This is a genomic window from Microcystis wesenbergii NRERC-220 (assembly GCF_032027425.1).
Classification (GTDB): Bacteria; Cyanobacteriota; Cyanobacteriia; order Cyanobacteriales; family Microcystaceae; genus Microcystis; species Microcystis wesenbergii_A.
Map to the genome: position 1 here is coordinate 2,661,420 of NZ_JAVSJA010000001.1, position 13,965 is coordinate 2,675,384.

Consider the following 13,965-nt stretch of genomic DNA (forward strand, 5'->3'; position numbering starts at 1 on the left):
GGTGACGATCCACGATAATCTAAGTATTGGGGAAATCATACCGTAAAATCACTCATCTATGACACCACGCTCGCTCACCGTTTTACTGCTTTCTGTTCTTTTCTGGCTGTCTAGCTGGCTTATCATCCCTACTGCTCAGGCTTTGACCCCAATTCAACTATTAGATGTATCTTATAAAGACTGTCCCCCCGAATTAGCCGAGGGGAGTGTCACCAGTGGGGGAACCAGTTTTCCGGCTAATTGTTTTTTAATCACCGGCAAAGCTAAAAATAATTCTGGAAAAACCGTCTATGATGCCGATGTTTTTGGTCGGATTTACGATGCTAACGGGGAACCGGCTTTACAAAATCGTAGCCGAGTCGGGGCAATTCCAGAAGTGCCGCCGGGGATTAGTGATTTCGAGATCAGAATTTCTGTTTCTACCAATCAACCAACCCCCTTGCGACTGGAAAAATTCAAAGCTTCCGGTTTTACCAGTAGTGTGGATCCGCGGATTTAGAAACCGCTGCTGACCAGACTTTCGGCCCCTGTGGCTACGACACTCTGAACGACGTTGAGCAGCAGGAAAGCGAGAATCGGGGAAAAGTCCATCCCGCCTAGGGGTGGGATAATCGAGCGAAAGAGGTTTAAATAGGGATCGGTAATCGGGCTAAGAAAAGACATAATCTGATAGGCCCAACCGGCATTTTGGAACCAAGTCAGTAGAACCCTAATAATTAGGATTACCGAGTAAATTTGCAGGAAATTGTTGATTATCGTCAAAATAAACCCTATATCGCTCATAAATAAATCTTTCCTCAAGGGGGCGTGATGGTCAGTCTAGCTTTGATCTTACCAAAAAAATCGTCTTTAGTTACTCTCGCCGCCCTATCTTAGTGGTTTTAACCAGCTATCGGCCTTGCTCGGGGTTGACGGACACCGGGTAAGAAAACTGAATAACAATAGCATCGAAGCCGTCGTGAGAGCAATTACAAAGACAGCAGCACAATTAAAGCTTTTAACCGCAAAGGGTGGAGAATTAGGAAAATTTTAACTGATCTCCCCACCCCAAGCGCGATTAACGACTTTTAGCGAGGCGACGCACCACTAAACCACTACCTAGTATGCCTAATACGATAATACCAAAAAGTTCGGGAGTGGACACTGGCGGCTGACTCTCGCTGAATGCCTGTGCGCCATCGTTGTCGGCATCGGCTACATAGATATTATCACCGCTATCGACGGTGATACCACGGGGGCGATTGATCTGAACGTTCCCCGAACTGGAGCTACCGAAAGCGGACTGTAAGACACCGCTGGGGTCGAATACCTGTACGCCATGGTTGTCGGCATCGGCTACATAGATATTATCACCGCTATCGACGGCGATACCGTTGGGGTTATTGAACTCACCGTTCCCCGTACCCAAGCTACCGAAAGTGGACTGGAAGACACCTCTGGGGTCGAATACCTGTACGCCATGGTTGAACGAATCGGCTACATAGATATTATCACCGCTACCGACGGCGATACCGTTGGGGTTATTGAACTCACCGTTCCCCGTACCGGAGCTACCGAAAGCGAAAGAAAAACTGGCTGCAGTGGCACTGGTGGCGATACTAATACATCCGATCGCAGTGGCCGTGACTAGGGAAAAGGATTTCAGCCGAGCCTTTGATAAGCTATGCTTCTCTAAACTTTTGTGATTCATAAGCGTAGATAATTACATAAAACTTCATAAAATTAAACTGATTGTAACCTACCCCTTCCTCTAGCAATTGTCAAGAAATTTCTGGGAAGATGTGACAAATTTGCCGATATCTATACAATTAGTCGATGAGTAGAATTGAATTTTGCCGATAATGTATTCCGCGCTACGATTCTCCTCGGCAACAGTTACGGCGAATACAGGATGTGAACACCGGCGACCGAGGGTATCCTAGGAGAAACGGAAAGTAATCCCTGAAGATGTTTGATAATATTTGTAAATTTATCGCCGAAAACTTCTCCGATGATCTAGCCACTTGGTTATTGGGTTCTCCCCTCTCCTTAACCGTACTCGACCCGACAGAATTACAATTAGACCCCATTCGTGCCGATTCTCTGATTTTTTTGCAGTCAGAGCAACTAATTCTCCATACCGAATTTCAAACCGACCCCGACTCCAAAATTCCTTTCCGAATGCTCGATTATCGCATTCGCGTCTATCGTCGTCATCCCCAAAAACAAATGCGTCAAGTGGTAATTTATCTGCGACGCAGCGACTCTCCCCTAGTACAAGAAAATACTTTCCGTCTGGGGGAAACCTTTCATTCCTTCCAAGTCATCCGTCTTTGGGAAGAAAATACACCACAATTTTTCCATCATCCCGGTTTATTACCCTTTGCCGTCCTCAGCAATACCGATGACCCCGAACAGGTGTTAAGTCAGGTGTCCCGTTCTTTAGAAACTATCTCTGAAAAACAGGTGCAAAGCAATCTCGCTGCCGCCACCAGTATTCTCGCTGGGTTAGTATTAAATCGAGAGACGATTAAAAAAATCCTTCGGAGTGACATTATGAGAGAATCCGTAATTTATCAAGATATTTTAGAGGAAGGCAGAGAGGAAGGCGAGGAGAAGGGACTACAAAAAGGACGACAAGAAGGATTGCAAGAAGGTAAAGAAGAAAAAGCCCGACAAATTGCCCTAAAAATGCTATCTGCTGGTTTTCCTATCCCAGAAATCGCCCGATTTACCGATTTATCCCCTGCAACTATCGAGGAATTACAATCGAGAGACGATTAAAAAAATCCTTCGGAGTGACATTATGAGAGAATCCGTCATCTATCAAGATATTTTAGAGGAAGGCAGAGAGGAAGGCGAGGAGAAGGGACTACAAAAAGGCAAAGAAGAAAAAGCTCGACAAATTGCCCTAAAAATGCTATCTGCTGGCTTTCCTGTCCCAGAAATCGCCCAATTTACCGATTTATCTCCCGCAACTATCGAGGAATTACAAAGACAGCAGCACAATTAAAGCTTTTAACCGCAAAGGGTGGGGAATTAGGAAAATTTTAACCGTCTCCTCACCCCACACCGATTAACGACGTTTAGCTAGGCGACGCACCACTAAACCACTACCTAGTATGCCTAGTCCGATAATACTAGAAAGTTTGGGAGTGGACACATTACCAATATCACCCGAAATATCAGAAGCAACAAGGCGAAAGTTATCCATTGCAGCATAACCACTGCTTAGAATATCGATTTGATCCCAAAAAAGCCCCAATTTTCTCCACAGCAGCCTCTATAATATCGGGATCGTGAACTAGGGCAAAACGAACATAACCCTCGCCACCCTTACCAAAACCGGAACCGGGGGAAACAGCGACACCGGTTTGGGCCACCAATTGCCGACAAAAATCGACGGAATTACCCGCCCAACTGGGGGGAATTTTCGCCCAAACGTACATAGTGGCGGCCGGAGTGGCAACTGGCCAACCGATGCGATTTAGGGCATTAATAAACACATCCCGACGTTTTTGGAAGATAGCGACGGTTTCCTTGACTGAATCTTGATTACCGGTTAAAGCAGCGATCGCACCGTTGAGGATGCCCAAATACTGATTAAAATCAACCATGGCTTTAATCTGTCGCAAAGCCATAATTAACTGCGGGTTGCCAATGGCGAAACCGATGCGAAAACCGCCCATATTATAGGACTTGGAAAAGGTAAAAAACTCGATCGAATTAGTTTTATCTCGATCGGCCTGTAAAATTGACGGGGGGGGCGATGTTCCCGCAAAAAAGATGTCTAGATAGGGAAAATCGTGGATTAAAACTAAATTATGCTGACGGCAAAAGTCAACCGCTTTTTGGAAAAATGCCAAAGGTGCGATCGCTGTAGTGGGATTATGGGGATAACTCAAGACCATCAGCTTCGATTGTGCCAGCACTGCCTCAGGAATGTCCTCTAAAACCGGCAGAAAGTCATTTTTTGCCAAAATTGGCATTCCGTACATTTGACCGCCAGCAAGGGCAACACCGCCCAAATGGGAGGGATAACCCGGATCGAGGAGCAGAGCAAAATCCCCGGGGTTGAGAAGGGCCAAAGGTAGATGGGCCGTGCCTTCCTGAGAACCAATTAGGGGTAAAACCTCCGTTTCCGGATCGACGGGGACACCAAAGCGATCGCTATACCAGTTAGCGGCAGTTATTCGGAAGTCTCTGGTCCCATTATGGAGTAAATAGCCGTGGGTGTGAGGATCGTGGAGAGATCGCTCTATAGCATCGATAACATGGGGAGCAGCACCAAGATCGGAGGAACCGAGCGAAAGATCGATAATGGTATTACCCGCTTCTCTACTGGCAGCTTTTGCCCGATCCATATCGGCAAAAACGTTGGATTGGAGTGCCTGTAAGCGGTGTGCTAGGGTTAAGTTATTCATAACCACAGATACCTAATTAGCTGACATAGGTATCGATAAAAGATTGTAATTGTTGTTTGCCGATCGCCCCTTCATGAGTGGCAATAATTTCGTTATCTTTAAAGATGCGTAAAGCAGGAACACCTTTAACATCACATTTAGCCACCGAGTTGGGGTTAGGGTCCACCTCTAGTTTAACTACTTTTAGCCGTTCGCCGTAGGTGTTGGCTACCCAATCGATCGAGGGGGATACCAAACGACACGGACCGCACCAACTCGCCCAAAAATAGACTAAAACGGGTTTTTCGACCTCAAAAACCTCTTGGTCAAACTTCTGATCGCTAATGACAGTTACGCTACTCACAGTATTTATTTCCTCGCCATCGTTACTGATCATCATAGGGGTTCTGGGTAATTTTCGGCAATTATCCACTTCTACGCTTCCTTAAACATTAGGAGCAAAGACATCGCGTAAACCATCACCGATAAAATTAATACTTAACACCGTGATCACGATAGCTAGAGCGGGAAAAATGACCAAGTGGGGGGCAGTTGTCAAGTAATCTTTAGCTTTAAATAACATTTGTCCCCAAGTCGGCACATCGGGGGGGAAACCCAAACCCAAAAAACTCAGGGTTGACTCGGTAATAATCGCATTACCCACGGCTAAAGTGGCCGCCACGATGATCATTCCCAAAACATTAGGCAATAAATGCACCCAGATTAAACGGAAAGGAGTGGCCCCCAAAGCAATCGCAGCCGAGATAAACTCCATCTCGCGTAATTTTAAGAAATTTCCCCGCACCAATCGCGCCACCGACATCCAATTTAAACCCCCGATTACTAAAACCACGAGGATAAAAATACCCGTTTCCGGTCCGGCGATTTTTTTGATGCTATCGCGAAATAGATAGACAATCAGTAAAAGTAGGGGTAATTGGGGCAAAGATAAGAATAAATCCGTTAATCGCATCAATAAGCCATCGATTGCGCCCCCGTAAAACCCAGAAATAGCCCCGATCGCTGTCCCTAGAATAATCGCAACTATCATAGCAGCAATCCCCACCGCTAGGGAAATTCGACCTCCCACCAAAATCCTCGCCAATTGATCCTGGCCCAGATCATTAGTCCCGAAAAGATGTTTTAAACTAGGGGGAGCCGTAGCTTGACTAAAATCAATGGTATCGATGGGGACCCGATAGAAAATCGGACCGAATAGGACGGCAAGAATAATTATCATTAATGCGATCGCTCCTATTACTGCCAGGGGATCTCGGTAAAAACGTCGCCAAGTATCGATAATTGCAGAAGACAGGGAAGACATAAGCTGTTAAGTGTTTAAATTACTTTTTGAGACGAGACATTCTTGCATTGGGGGAGATTCCGCTAATCTAAGAATAAACGGTTTAAATGAGTCTTAGCTTACCAAATGCGGAGAAAGTTTTTAGTCTGCTGTATTTTAGGTAAAATCTCAAGATGAGTCCCTTTATTGAAGGAACCGTTGTGTTATAATATAACTCAAGTTCAGAAAATAGAGAGTAAAACTATGACTGTTAAAGAACTTATTCAAACAGCAATTGATAATCTACCTGAAGAACAACTGGATGAACTTTATCAATTAATTAAAAATTTCACCGCCAGCAAAAACAACTTATTAGAAGAAAAAACATCCTTATTTAAACGGCGTTTTCCAGTGGAGAATATGGTGGGTAAAGCTAAAATACTAGGTGATATAGTCAGTCCTATTGTAGATGAAGAAGATTGGGAATGTCTGAAGTAATTGTGCTTGATACTCATATTTGGTTGTGGTTAATAAATGGCAATTTTGACAGATTTCCCGAGCATTGGCTAGAAAAATTTGAGTTAGCAGAATCTCTCGGAGTTTCCCCCATTTCTTGCTATGAAATAGCCCTTGCTAACCAACGGGGAAGATTAGAATTAAGTTATCCCCTTCAAGAGTGGATTCAACAAGCTTTAACAGTAGCTAAAATAGATATATTTTCAATTACCCCAGAAATTGCCATTAGAGCCGTTAATTTATCTCCCATTCACAAAGATCCTTTTGACCGTATTATTATGGCTACAGCCTTAGCATACGGGGCAAAACTGGCTAGTATTGATAACTTATTTTCTAAATATGTCGAAATCAAAGATCATCTCATGGAGAGAGGGAAATAGTGATAAGTAAGAGGACAAAATCAACAGATGATTAAAATTTACACGGAAATCGAACAGGGGCAAAATTGGTTAGAGCGCCATCAAAAATCTTCTCCGATATTTGCCCTAGTTTTAGGCTTTACCGAGACGGGATTAATCCCCGGAATCTCCACCGCCGGTGCTACCCCGGAAGATAGAAAATATACAGCGATCGCCGATGCCGAATTTATCGTTAAAGGAGTTTCACCCCATCCCCGTTATCCCCTACCACCCCTAACGGTGGGAGCCTCCCCCGCCTATATTACCCGCGCCGTGGTGGAAAAATTAGCCATTCCCGTCCTCGTTTTTAACGCCGGTTTACCCTTGCCCCCGGCCGTCGATTATATCGAACTGGGGGGACAACCGGCCCGTTGTCTCTCCACCGGCCGCGCCCTAGACCTGACCATAGTAAAACACCTGTTCGCCCAAGGACTAACCTGGGGAGAAAAATTAGCCCGCGAGTCTAGTTATCTAATTATCGGCGAGTGTGTGGTCGGTGGCACCACCACCGCCCTCGCCATCTTAACCGGATTGGGTTATCAAGCCAAAGGCAAAGTTAATAGCAGCCATCCCCATTGCAATCATGCTCAGAAACAGGCAATAGTTGAGCAGGGATTAGCCCGAAAAGAAATTTTTGATCCTTTTGAGGTAATCGCCGCCCTAGGCGATCCTCAGCAGATTTTCGTCGCTGGCATGGCGATCTCCGCCAGTGGGCAGGGTGGGGTACTCCTCGCCGGAGGAACCCAAATGTTGGCGGTTTTTGCCTTAATTAAAGCTCTAGTGGCTAAATATGCCTATCCGGTTAACTGGGAAAATATCGTCGTCGGCACAACTCGCTGGGTAGCGGAAGATAAAACGGGGGATACGGTGGGATTAGCCCGCATGATCGGAAAAGTGCCTTTATTAGCCACACAATTAAACTTTTCAGCCTCTAAATACCCGGTTTTGCAAGCTTATGAACAGGGTTTCGTCAAAGAGGGAGTAGGTGCGGGGGGATGTGCGATCGCCGCTTATCTGTACCAAAATTGGACTAATCAAGATTTGCTCAAAGCGATCGAAAATTTAATCGGGTTTCAATGATAGCATTTGTCTTAATGATTTCGTTTGGGGGAGTCGGTCGTCGGATGTGAGTTTTTTAAATTTATCTAGCTCTAAAGTTTTATTTATCCTCTCCTGCTACAGATTGATAAAATCTTTCTAGACTTTCTACAGAGGTTTGATCGTTAAATACTGTATCGATATTCACTTTAGTATAATCTTTGATTGTTTGTCGCCATTGATTATCTAAACCTAAACGGATAGCAATTTCAATATAGTGATTTTTATCCGTAGCAATTGTCTCGGTTATGCCCAACTTTTTCAAGATAGCATAGGAATGTCTTCCGCGCATAAATTCCCCCGGACAGGTAACAACTGGAAGCTGACAGGCAATTGCTTCCAGGGTGGTATTTCCTCCCGACCAACTTAAGTTATCTAAATAGATGTCTGCTAGTAAGTTAAGCCGAAAATAATCATTTTGTTCTAATTGTGGCATCATTACCCCGTAATCTTGCCAATTGAGTCCATACTTATTAAAAGCTTGACTTAATCTCGACTGAAAGCAATGGGTCACAAATTCACTACGATGACAGATAAAAATAAATTGGCTGTGGGGAACTTGTCGAGCAATTCTAGGAAAAATATCGTCATTTTCTGGCAGATATTTAAATAAACTCTGACAGTTTAAATAGATGATTTTATCCTCGGCTAATCCCATCTCTAAACGAGTTTTTCTCTGGGGAGGAAGGGAAGGTTTGGGATAGGCAATACCTAAATTGGATAAGCGAATTAATTTTTCACTGTAGTGATTATCTCCCTCGGTGGGTTCCATTAATTCACTGGAGATAAAATAATCAATGGTTGGTAATCCTGAGGTGATTGGATGGCCCCAAGTTACACATTGTACTGGAGCTAAACGCAATCCTGCTAGTTGGGTAGTACGAGCATCCATACCAATATCTAAATAAACGAGAATATGTAACTGATTATCTAAAATATGTTGAGCAATTCTTTCTATATTGACTAGATTATCAAACTGATAAAAATAATCACTTTGCTCTTGATATTCTCTCGTAAAATTATCGAAGGTGTTATTAATATCTATTCCATAACAATAAATTTCAAATTGTTCTCGATTTCGCCACTGCAACCATCCTTGAAAGAGTTTCGCTACCGTGTGATGACGCAAGTGAGCAGAAATATAGCCAAGGCGGATTTTTCCCGTAGGCATAGTTAGGTTTTTCACCCAATTAGGAAAGTTAGCCGAGGCAATTTTATAAACTAATTCTCCATATTTTTTTTGTAGTTCTAAATCATTTTTGGCTTGATATTGAAGATAAAAATTAGTTCTTAATCCAATACTTTTCCAAGCCTCTTGTTGTTGATTAGTAGTGTTTAAATCAAGATTGGACAAGATATTATCTAACCGTTTCTCGTAGTTCGATCGATATTGCATAATATCGGCTTGAGTTGTGTAAACTATTGGCATTAACCGCATTAATTCTAACTTCAGAGATAGGTGATCGGGAAGATACTCTAAAGCCGATTTAGTTGCTTGAATTGCCACCTCGATCGGATAATTATTTTGCAGTAACCAAATTAGGCGCAAATGTAAATCAATATTTTTTGGATGATAGGCAATGCCTTTTTTATACACTTCTAAAGCTTGTTTTTCTTCTTTAAGAATGAGATAGCAATGGGCGCAATGTAAATAAAAATTGCTGTCCTCTATTTTAATTGCTAATAATTTTTGATAATAGTTTAGTGCTAATTGATAGAGTTTTCTTTGATAAAAATAATCACCTGAGTAAATATCGGCAATTTGTTGGTCAGCTTGCAGGATTTCCCAAAGGGAGAGATTTTGACTAATTTCTCGTCTATCTCCTGCCAGTTGTTGGGCAGTTTTATAAGCATTTTTTGCTTCTGTCCAAGCTTGTTTAACTAAATAGACATTGCCTAAATTGATATAGAAAGGATAAAAATCAGCCTGGTTATTAATTCCCTGCTGATAGAATTTTTCGGCTGACTCTAGCTGCCCTAATCGATAAAATAAATTGCCCAGTTTATTATAAGCATCGACAAAATTAGCCTTGAGATCAATCGCTTTTTGATAAGCTGATAAAGCTAGATCTAAACGGGATTGTTTTTCTAGCACCATGGCCATAGTATAATGATATAAGGCTTGATTTTCCTCTAATTCTATGGCTCGTGCTAAACAGTTAAAAGATTCTGTTAGTCGGTTAATTATATAGTATAAATATCCTAAATCGTGCCAGATGTAAGCTAATTGTTCACGCCAAGATAAAATTCTTAAGTAAAAGTCCTCAGCTAAAGTATATTCTCGCCGATTAATTGCCTCTTGCACCTCTTGAAGACAGGAGTTTATCGCAGTCAGGGCATAATTTTCTATCTCTTCATCGCCTTCTATTTCTTCTAATTCTAGCCCCTGGAGATAGATTAATTTAGCTTGGCCAAACTGCCAGCAATCGAGATTTCTAATTATCTCTTTTTTGAGCAGCACAATTAAATCCTGACTGGACTCTGATTCTAACAGCCAAAATAACCAAATTTCTTGCGCTGTTGCTTGCTGCCCTAGCAGCAGATAAGCTAATCCCAGATAGGGATAATAATCAGTCACTTCCGGATGAACCGCCAGCGCTTGTTGACAAAATAACAATAATTGATTATGGTCTCCCGATGCTAACATTAGCTCGATCGCTTGTTGGTGATCACTGTTGATCATTATCTTGACTCCCGCTGCTCTAATTCCACAATACCCTCGATCGAGCTTCGGGTAACATCTCGGACTTATTGAATTTTAATAGCGATAGATTCGAGGATTTATTAGCCCTATTAAGGCAAAAAATCCTCATTTTGCTGGGATTGTCTTGAATTGACTGCTCTAGTAAGGCAAATAATTTCTCACACAGATAAGAATTATTCTCAATAGTTGTACAATAGGAAAAGACAACTTTGCCAAGAATCGAGCAATGAACGATAAAATAACTCGTAGAGTCTTTCTAGGTGCGGGAACAGCCACCTTAGCGATAGCAGTGGGTCAATTAGGGAAAATAAACGAAGTTTCCGGCCAAACTAAACAATTAAACCTCTATTCCTCCCGTCACTACAACACCGACCGACGATTGTATGACAACTTCACCCGACAAACGGGAATAAAAATTAACCTCGTGGAAGGGGAAGCGGACCCATTAATCGAACGGATTAAAAGCGAAGGCAGCAATAGTCCTGCCGATATACTCCTGACGGTAGATGCGGGGAGACTATGGCGCGCCGACCAACAGGGAATTTTTGCCCCAGTCAATTCCCGCATTCTCACCCAAAGAATTCCCGCTAATTTGCGTCACCCCAAAGGTCACTGGTTCGGGTTTAGTAAACGCTTGCGGGTAATCATGTATAACAAAGACAGAGTTAACCCCAGAGAAATCGATTCCTATGCAGATTTAACCAATCCCAAATGGAAAGGAAAAGTCGTCACCCGGTCATCCAGTAACATCTATAGTCAATCTTTTACCGCTTGGTTAATCGACATCCAAGGGGAAGCGGCCGCAGAAAAATGGTGTCGAGGATTAGTGGCTAATTTTGCCCGTTCACCCCAGGGAAATGATAAGGCACAAATCGAAGCTGTCGCCGCAGGAATTGCCGATTTAGCCCTAGCTAACACCTATTACTTAGCGGGGTATGCCGAAGAAAAAGACCCCGCTAAACGGGCAATTTATGACCAAGTAGGCGTAATTTTCCCCTACCAAAGAGGGCGCGGCGCTCACGTTAATATTAGCGGTGGTGGTTTAATTAAAACCGCCCCGAATCGAGAATCGGCCATTAAATTTTTAGAATATCTTTCTAGCAATGAAGCACAGAACTTTTTTGCTAAGGGTAATCGAGAATATCCCGTCGTTCCAGGGGTTGCTTTAGACCCTTTCCTAGCAAAACTCGGACGCGGTAAAGAAGATACCGTTAGTGTGGCTAATTACGGTCCTAATTTAGCCACAGCAGTACAGGTAATGAATCGCGCCGGTTGGAAATAAGTTATCAGTTATCAGTTATCAGTTATCAGTTATCAGTGGGGTGTGGGGTGTGGGGTGTGGGGTGTGGGGTGTGGGGTGTGGGGAGAACAAAGCTGCCTTTTGCATGAGTGCCTTTTGCATGAGTGCCTTTTGCATGAGTGCCTTTTGCCTCCTGTCTCCTGTCTTGACTAAGAAATTAATTTTGCACGACTACTTAGGAAGTGCGACAGCTGATAGCTAAAAAGCCGATTTAAGACATGAATCTTCTTGTGTGGGGTTTTTAAAACCTAGACCCAAACTAACTTTTGGATAGGATGCACGGTTGACATTCATACCCTGATTCAGCAACGCCCAAAAACTCTCGTATTTTTGAGCTTGTCAGGACAAATCAGGGTGAAATAGGGAAGAAAAGCGGAAAAATCCTGATAATTTTGATTTATTAGCTATAATATCCGAGTTTAGCCGTATTATACTGGAAAAAACCTATTGCTTTTAGCCTATGGATGTTCGAGCGGCAGTTGCCCTAGAAGCGGGAAAACCCCTAACTATTGAAACGGTACAATTAGCAGCACCGCAAGCGGGGGAAGTGTTAGTAGAAATCAAAGCCACGGGAGTTTGTCACACCGATGCCTATACTCTCTCCGGGGCCGATCCTGAAGGCTTATTTCCCTCAATTTTAGGTCATGAAGGGGCAGGAATCGTGGTAGAAGTGGGAGCAGGTGTCACTAGCCTAAAAGTGGGTGATTCTGTGATTCCCCTATACATTCCCGAATGTCGTCAGTGCGAATACTGTCTCAGCTTTAAAACCAATCTCTGTCAAGCGATTCGTCTTACCCAAGGTCGGGGAGTAATGGCGGATGGAACCAGTCGTTTTTCCCTCGATGGTCGGCCTCTTTATCACTACATGGGAACCTCGACTTTTGCTAACTATACCGTGCTGCCGGAGATTTCCCTGGCCAAGATTCGCCCCGATGCTCCCTTTGAAAAAGTCTGTTATATCGGCTGCGGAGTCACTACAGGTATCGGTGCGGTGATTAATACCGCTAAAGTGGAACCGGGGGCAAAAGTGGTGGTTTTTGGTCTGGGAGGTATCGGTTTAAATGTTATTCAAGGGGCCCGTTTGGTGGGGGCCGATATGATTGTCGGGGTCGATATCAATCCCCAGAAACAAGCTTTAGCGACAAAATTCGGGATGACTCATTTTGTTAATCCCCAAGAAATTGAGGGGGATTTAGTGGCCTATCTGGTGGATTTAACTAAAGGTGGGGCCGATTATAGTTTTGAGTGTATCGGCAATGTCCAGATTATGCGTCAAGCTTTGGAATGTTGCCATAAAGGTTGGGGTGTTGCCACTATTATCGGTGTAGCTGGGGCCGGCCAAGAAATTAGTACCCGTCCTTTTCAATTAGTCACCGGACGGGTCTGGAAAGGTACGGCTTTTGGTGGAGCGAGAGGTCGTACAGATGTACCAAAAATAGTCGATTGGTACATGGACGGCAAGATTAACATCGATGATTTAATCACCCACGTTCTACCTCTGGCAAGAATTAACGAGGCTTTTGACCTGATGCGCCAAGGAGATTCTATCCGCAGTGTGATTACATTTTGAGCAGGGATAATGTTACATTAGGTTAAGAAATACTTGACAAAAGACTCCTAACTATATGTCTGCGCCAGTTTCCTGTCCCGAAATCTCGATCGCTGGTATCACGGAACCAATTATCTACCGCTATTTTCAAAGGCTAAACGCGGGCGAATTTGCCGAAACTGCTGGATTATTCGCCCAAGAGGCCATTTTAATCGGAACTAAGTGGGTGGGTGGAATTAAATATAAGATGAACGTAGGTTCGGTTGAAGCATGAAACCCAACGCCCGATCATGTTACGCTACCGCTAACCCATCCTACAAATAATTGTGCCTCCCTACTTATTAGCAATTCCTATCAAAGCTCTGTGAGAGATTCTTACTGAGTATTTTTGAAAAATCAAGGTCAGTTAACAAAAGTTAAAATTTGTCTGGGCATTTACTCCTATTTTGTTAATATATATTGCAGATTACCTTAACTTTAGTAAAGAGAGGAGCTAAATCACCTAGTATTGCGTCCTTTTCAGTGAACAGTGATCAGTAACCAGTAAGCAGTAAGCAGTGATCAGTAACCAGTAACCAGTAACCAGTAACCAGTAAGCAGTAACCAGTAACCAGTAACCAGTGAAAAGACATTAGGAAAGTGCTATTTAAAACTACTCACTTAATACTTATTACTTAAAACTCAAATCTCATAATTGATAACTGATAACTGATAACTGATAACTGCCCTAATAACT

16 protein-coding genes are annotated in these 13,965 nt (G+C 43.2%); 9 read left to right on the forward strand and 7 right to left on the reverse strand.

The genetic code is table 11. From position 1 onward, the window contains the following. Window positions 1-58: 58 nt before the first annotated feature. Window positions 59-499, forward strand: coding sequence for a hypothetical protein (locus RAM70_RS13165; protein WP_002741759.1), 441 nt, complete (start codon window positions 59-61; stop codon window positions 497-499). Here RAM70_RS13165 and RAM70_RS13170 read toward each other — a convergent pair. Together RAM70_RS13170 and RAM70_RS13175 are read right to left on the reverse strand one after the other, a co-directional pair. Continuing rightward, window positions 496-783: a YggT family protein gene (locus tag RAM70_RS13170; RefSeq protein WP_045356251.1), complete on the reverse strand. Its 288-nt coding sequence runs from the start codon at window positions 781-783 to the stop codon at window positions 496-498. The genes RAM70_RS13165 and RAM70_RS13170 overlap by 4 nt on opposite strands. Window positions 784-1,057: 274 nt before the next feature. After that, window positions 1,058-1,690: a 6-bladed beta-propeller gene (locus RAM70_RS13175; protein WP_288002341.1), complete on the reverse strand. Its 633-nt coding sequence runs from the start codon at window positions 1,688-1,690 to the stop codon at window positions 1,058-1,060. Between the two features lie 257 nt (window positions 1,691-1,947). Here RAM70_RS13175 and RAM70_RS13180 point away from each other — a divergent pair, with 257 nt between their 5' ends. Together RAM70_RS13180 and RAM70_RS13185 are read left to right on the forward strand one after the other, a co-directional pair. Further along, window positions 1,948-2,763, forward strand: coding sequence for an Rpn family recombination-promoting nuclease/putative transposase (locus RAM70_RS13180; RefSeq protein WP_045356252.1), 816 nt, complete (start codon window positions 1,948-1,950; stop codon window positions 2,761-2,763). 22 nt (window positions 2,764-2,785) lie between these two features. Further along, on the forward strand, window positions 2,786-2,992 hold the full coding sequence (locus RAM70_RS13185) for a helix-turn-helix domain-containing protein (RefSeq protein ID WP_045356253.1): 207 nt from the start codon (window positions 2,786-2,788) through the stop codon (window positions 2,990-2,992). Window positions 2,993-3,055: 63 nt separating this feature from the next. Here RAM70_RS13185 and RAM70_RS13190 read toward each other — a convergent pair whose 3' ends face one another. The 4 genes from RAM70_RS13190 to RAM70_RS13205 are packed head-to-tail and all read right to left on the reverse strand — an operon-like array spanning window position 3,056 to window position 5,706. Further along, a complete protein-coding gene (locus tag RAM70_RS13190; RefSeq protein ID WP_238567721.1) occupies window positions 3,056-3,193 on the reverse strand; it encodes a hypothetical protein in 138 nt (45 codons plus the stop codon). Further along, the gene (locus tag RAM70_RS13195) at window positions 3,186-4,403 is read right to left on the reverse strand and encodes an LL-diaminopimelate aminotransferase (protein ID WP_045356254.1); all 1,218 of its coding nucleotides are present in this window, start codon (window positions 4,401-4,403) and stop codon (window positions 3,186-3,188) included. Before RAM70_RS13195 ends, RAM70_RS13190 begins: the two co-directional genes overlap by 8 nt. A gap of 16 nt (window positions 4,404-4,419) precedes the next feature. Beyond that, window positions 4,420-4,782: a thioredoxin family protein gene (locus RAM70_RS13200; protein WP_008203477.1), complete on the reverse strand. Its 363-nt coding sequence runs from the start codon at window positions 4,780-4,782 to the stop codon at window positions 4,420-4,422. Window positions 4,783-4,827: 45 nt separating this feature from the next. Continuing rightward, window positions 4,828-5,706, reverse strand: a complete 879-nt coding sequence (locus tag RAM70_RS13205) for an ABC transporter permease (protein WP_190380984.1) — start codon at window positions 5,704-5,706, stop codon at window positions 4,828-4,830. Between the two features lie 222 nt (window positions 5,707-5,928). Between RAM70_RS13205 and RAM70_RS13210 the strand changes: the two genes are divergently transcribed. Genes RAM70_RS13210 through cobT form a run of 3 tightly spaced genes read left to right on the forward strand, consistent with a single transcriptional unit; the run spans window position 5,929 to window position 7,658 of the window. Then, on the forward strand, window positions 5,929-6,162 hold the full coding sequence (locus tag RAM70_RS13210; protein ID WP_052426663.1) for a hypothetical protein: 234 nt from the start codon (window positions 5,929-5,931) through the stop codon (window positions 6,160-6,162). Next, entirely contained in the window at window positions 6,150-6,560 is a 411-nt protein-coding gene (locus tag RAM70_RS13215; RefSeq protein ID WP_002738349.1) for a type II toxin-antitoxin system VapC family toxin, read from the forward strand. The genes RAM70_RS13210 and RAM70_RS13215 overlap by 13 nt, the downstream gene beginning before the upstream one ends. A 27-nt stretch (window positions 6,561-6,587) precedes the next feature. Next, window positions 6,588-7,658: a nicotinate mononucleotide-dependent phosphoribosyltransferase CobT gene (gene cobT / locus RAM70_RS13220; protein WP_288000633.1), complete on the forward strand. Its 1,071-nt coding sequence runs from the start codon at window positions 6,588-6,590 to the stop codon at window positions 7,656-7,658. Between the two features lie 79 nt (window positions 7,659-7,737). On the opposite strand, the gene RAM70_RS13225 is transcribed toward cobT, so the two are convergent. After that, window positions 7,738-10,359, reverse strand: coding sequence for an O-linked N-acetylglucosamine transferase, SPINDLY family protein (locus RAM70_RS13225; RefSeq protein ID WP_045356259.1), 2,622 nt, complete (start codon window positions 10,357-10,359; stop codon window positions 7,738-7,740). Window positions 10,360-10,606: 247 nt separating this feature from the next. On the opposite strand from RAM70_RS13225, the gene RAM70_RS13230 reads away from it, so the two are divergent. The 3 genes from RAM70_RS13230 (at window position 10,607) to RAM70_RS13240 (ending at window position 13,503) form a co-directional block, all read left to right on the forward strand. Continuing rightward, complete coding sequence (locus RAM70_RS13230; RefSeq protein WP_312674116.1) at window positions 10,607-11,662, forward strand: Fe(3+) ABC transporter substrate-binding protein; 1,056 nt, start codon at window positions 10,607-10,609, stop codon at window positions 11,660-11,662. Between the two features lie 478 nt (window positions 11,663-12,140). Next, the gene (locus RAM70_RS13235; RefSeq protein ID WP_312674118.1) at window positions 12,141-13,250 is read left to right on the forward strand and encodes an S-(hydroxymethyl)glutathione dehydrogenase/class III alcohol dehydrogenase; all 1,110 of its coding nucleotides are present in this window, start codon (window positions 12,141-12,143) and stop codon (window positions 13,248-13,250) included. A 55-nt stretch (window positions 13,251-13,305) separates the two neighbouring features. After that, complete coding sequence (locus RAM70_RS13240) at window positions 13,306-13,503, forward strand: hypothetical protein (protein ID WP_045356263.1); 198 nt, start codon at window positions 13,306-13,308, stop codon at window positions 13,501-13,503. Window positions 13,504-13,965: the final 462 nt, after the last annotated feature.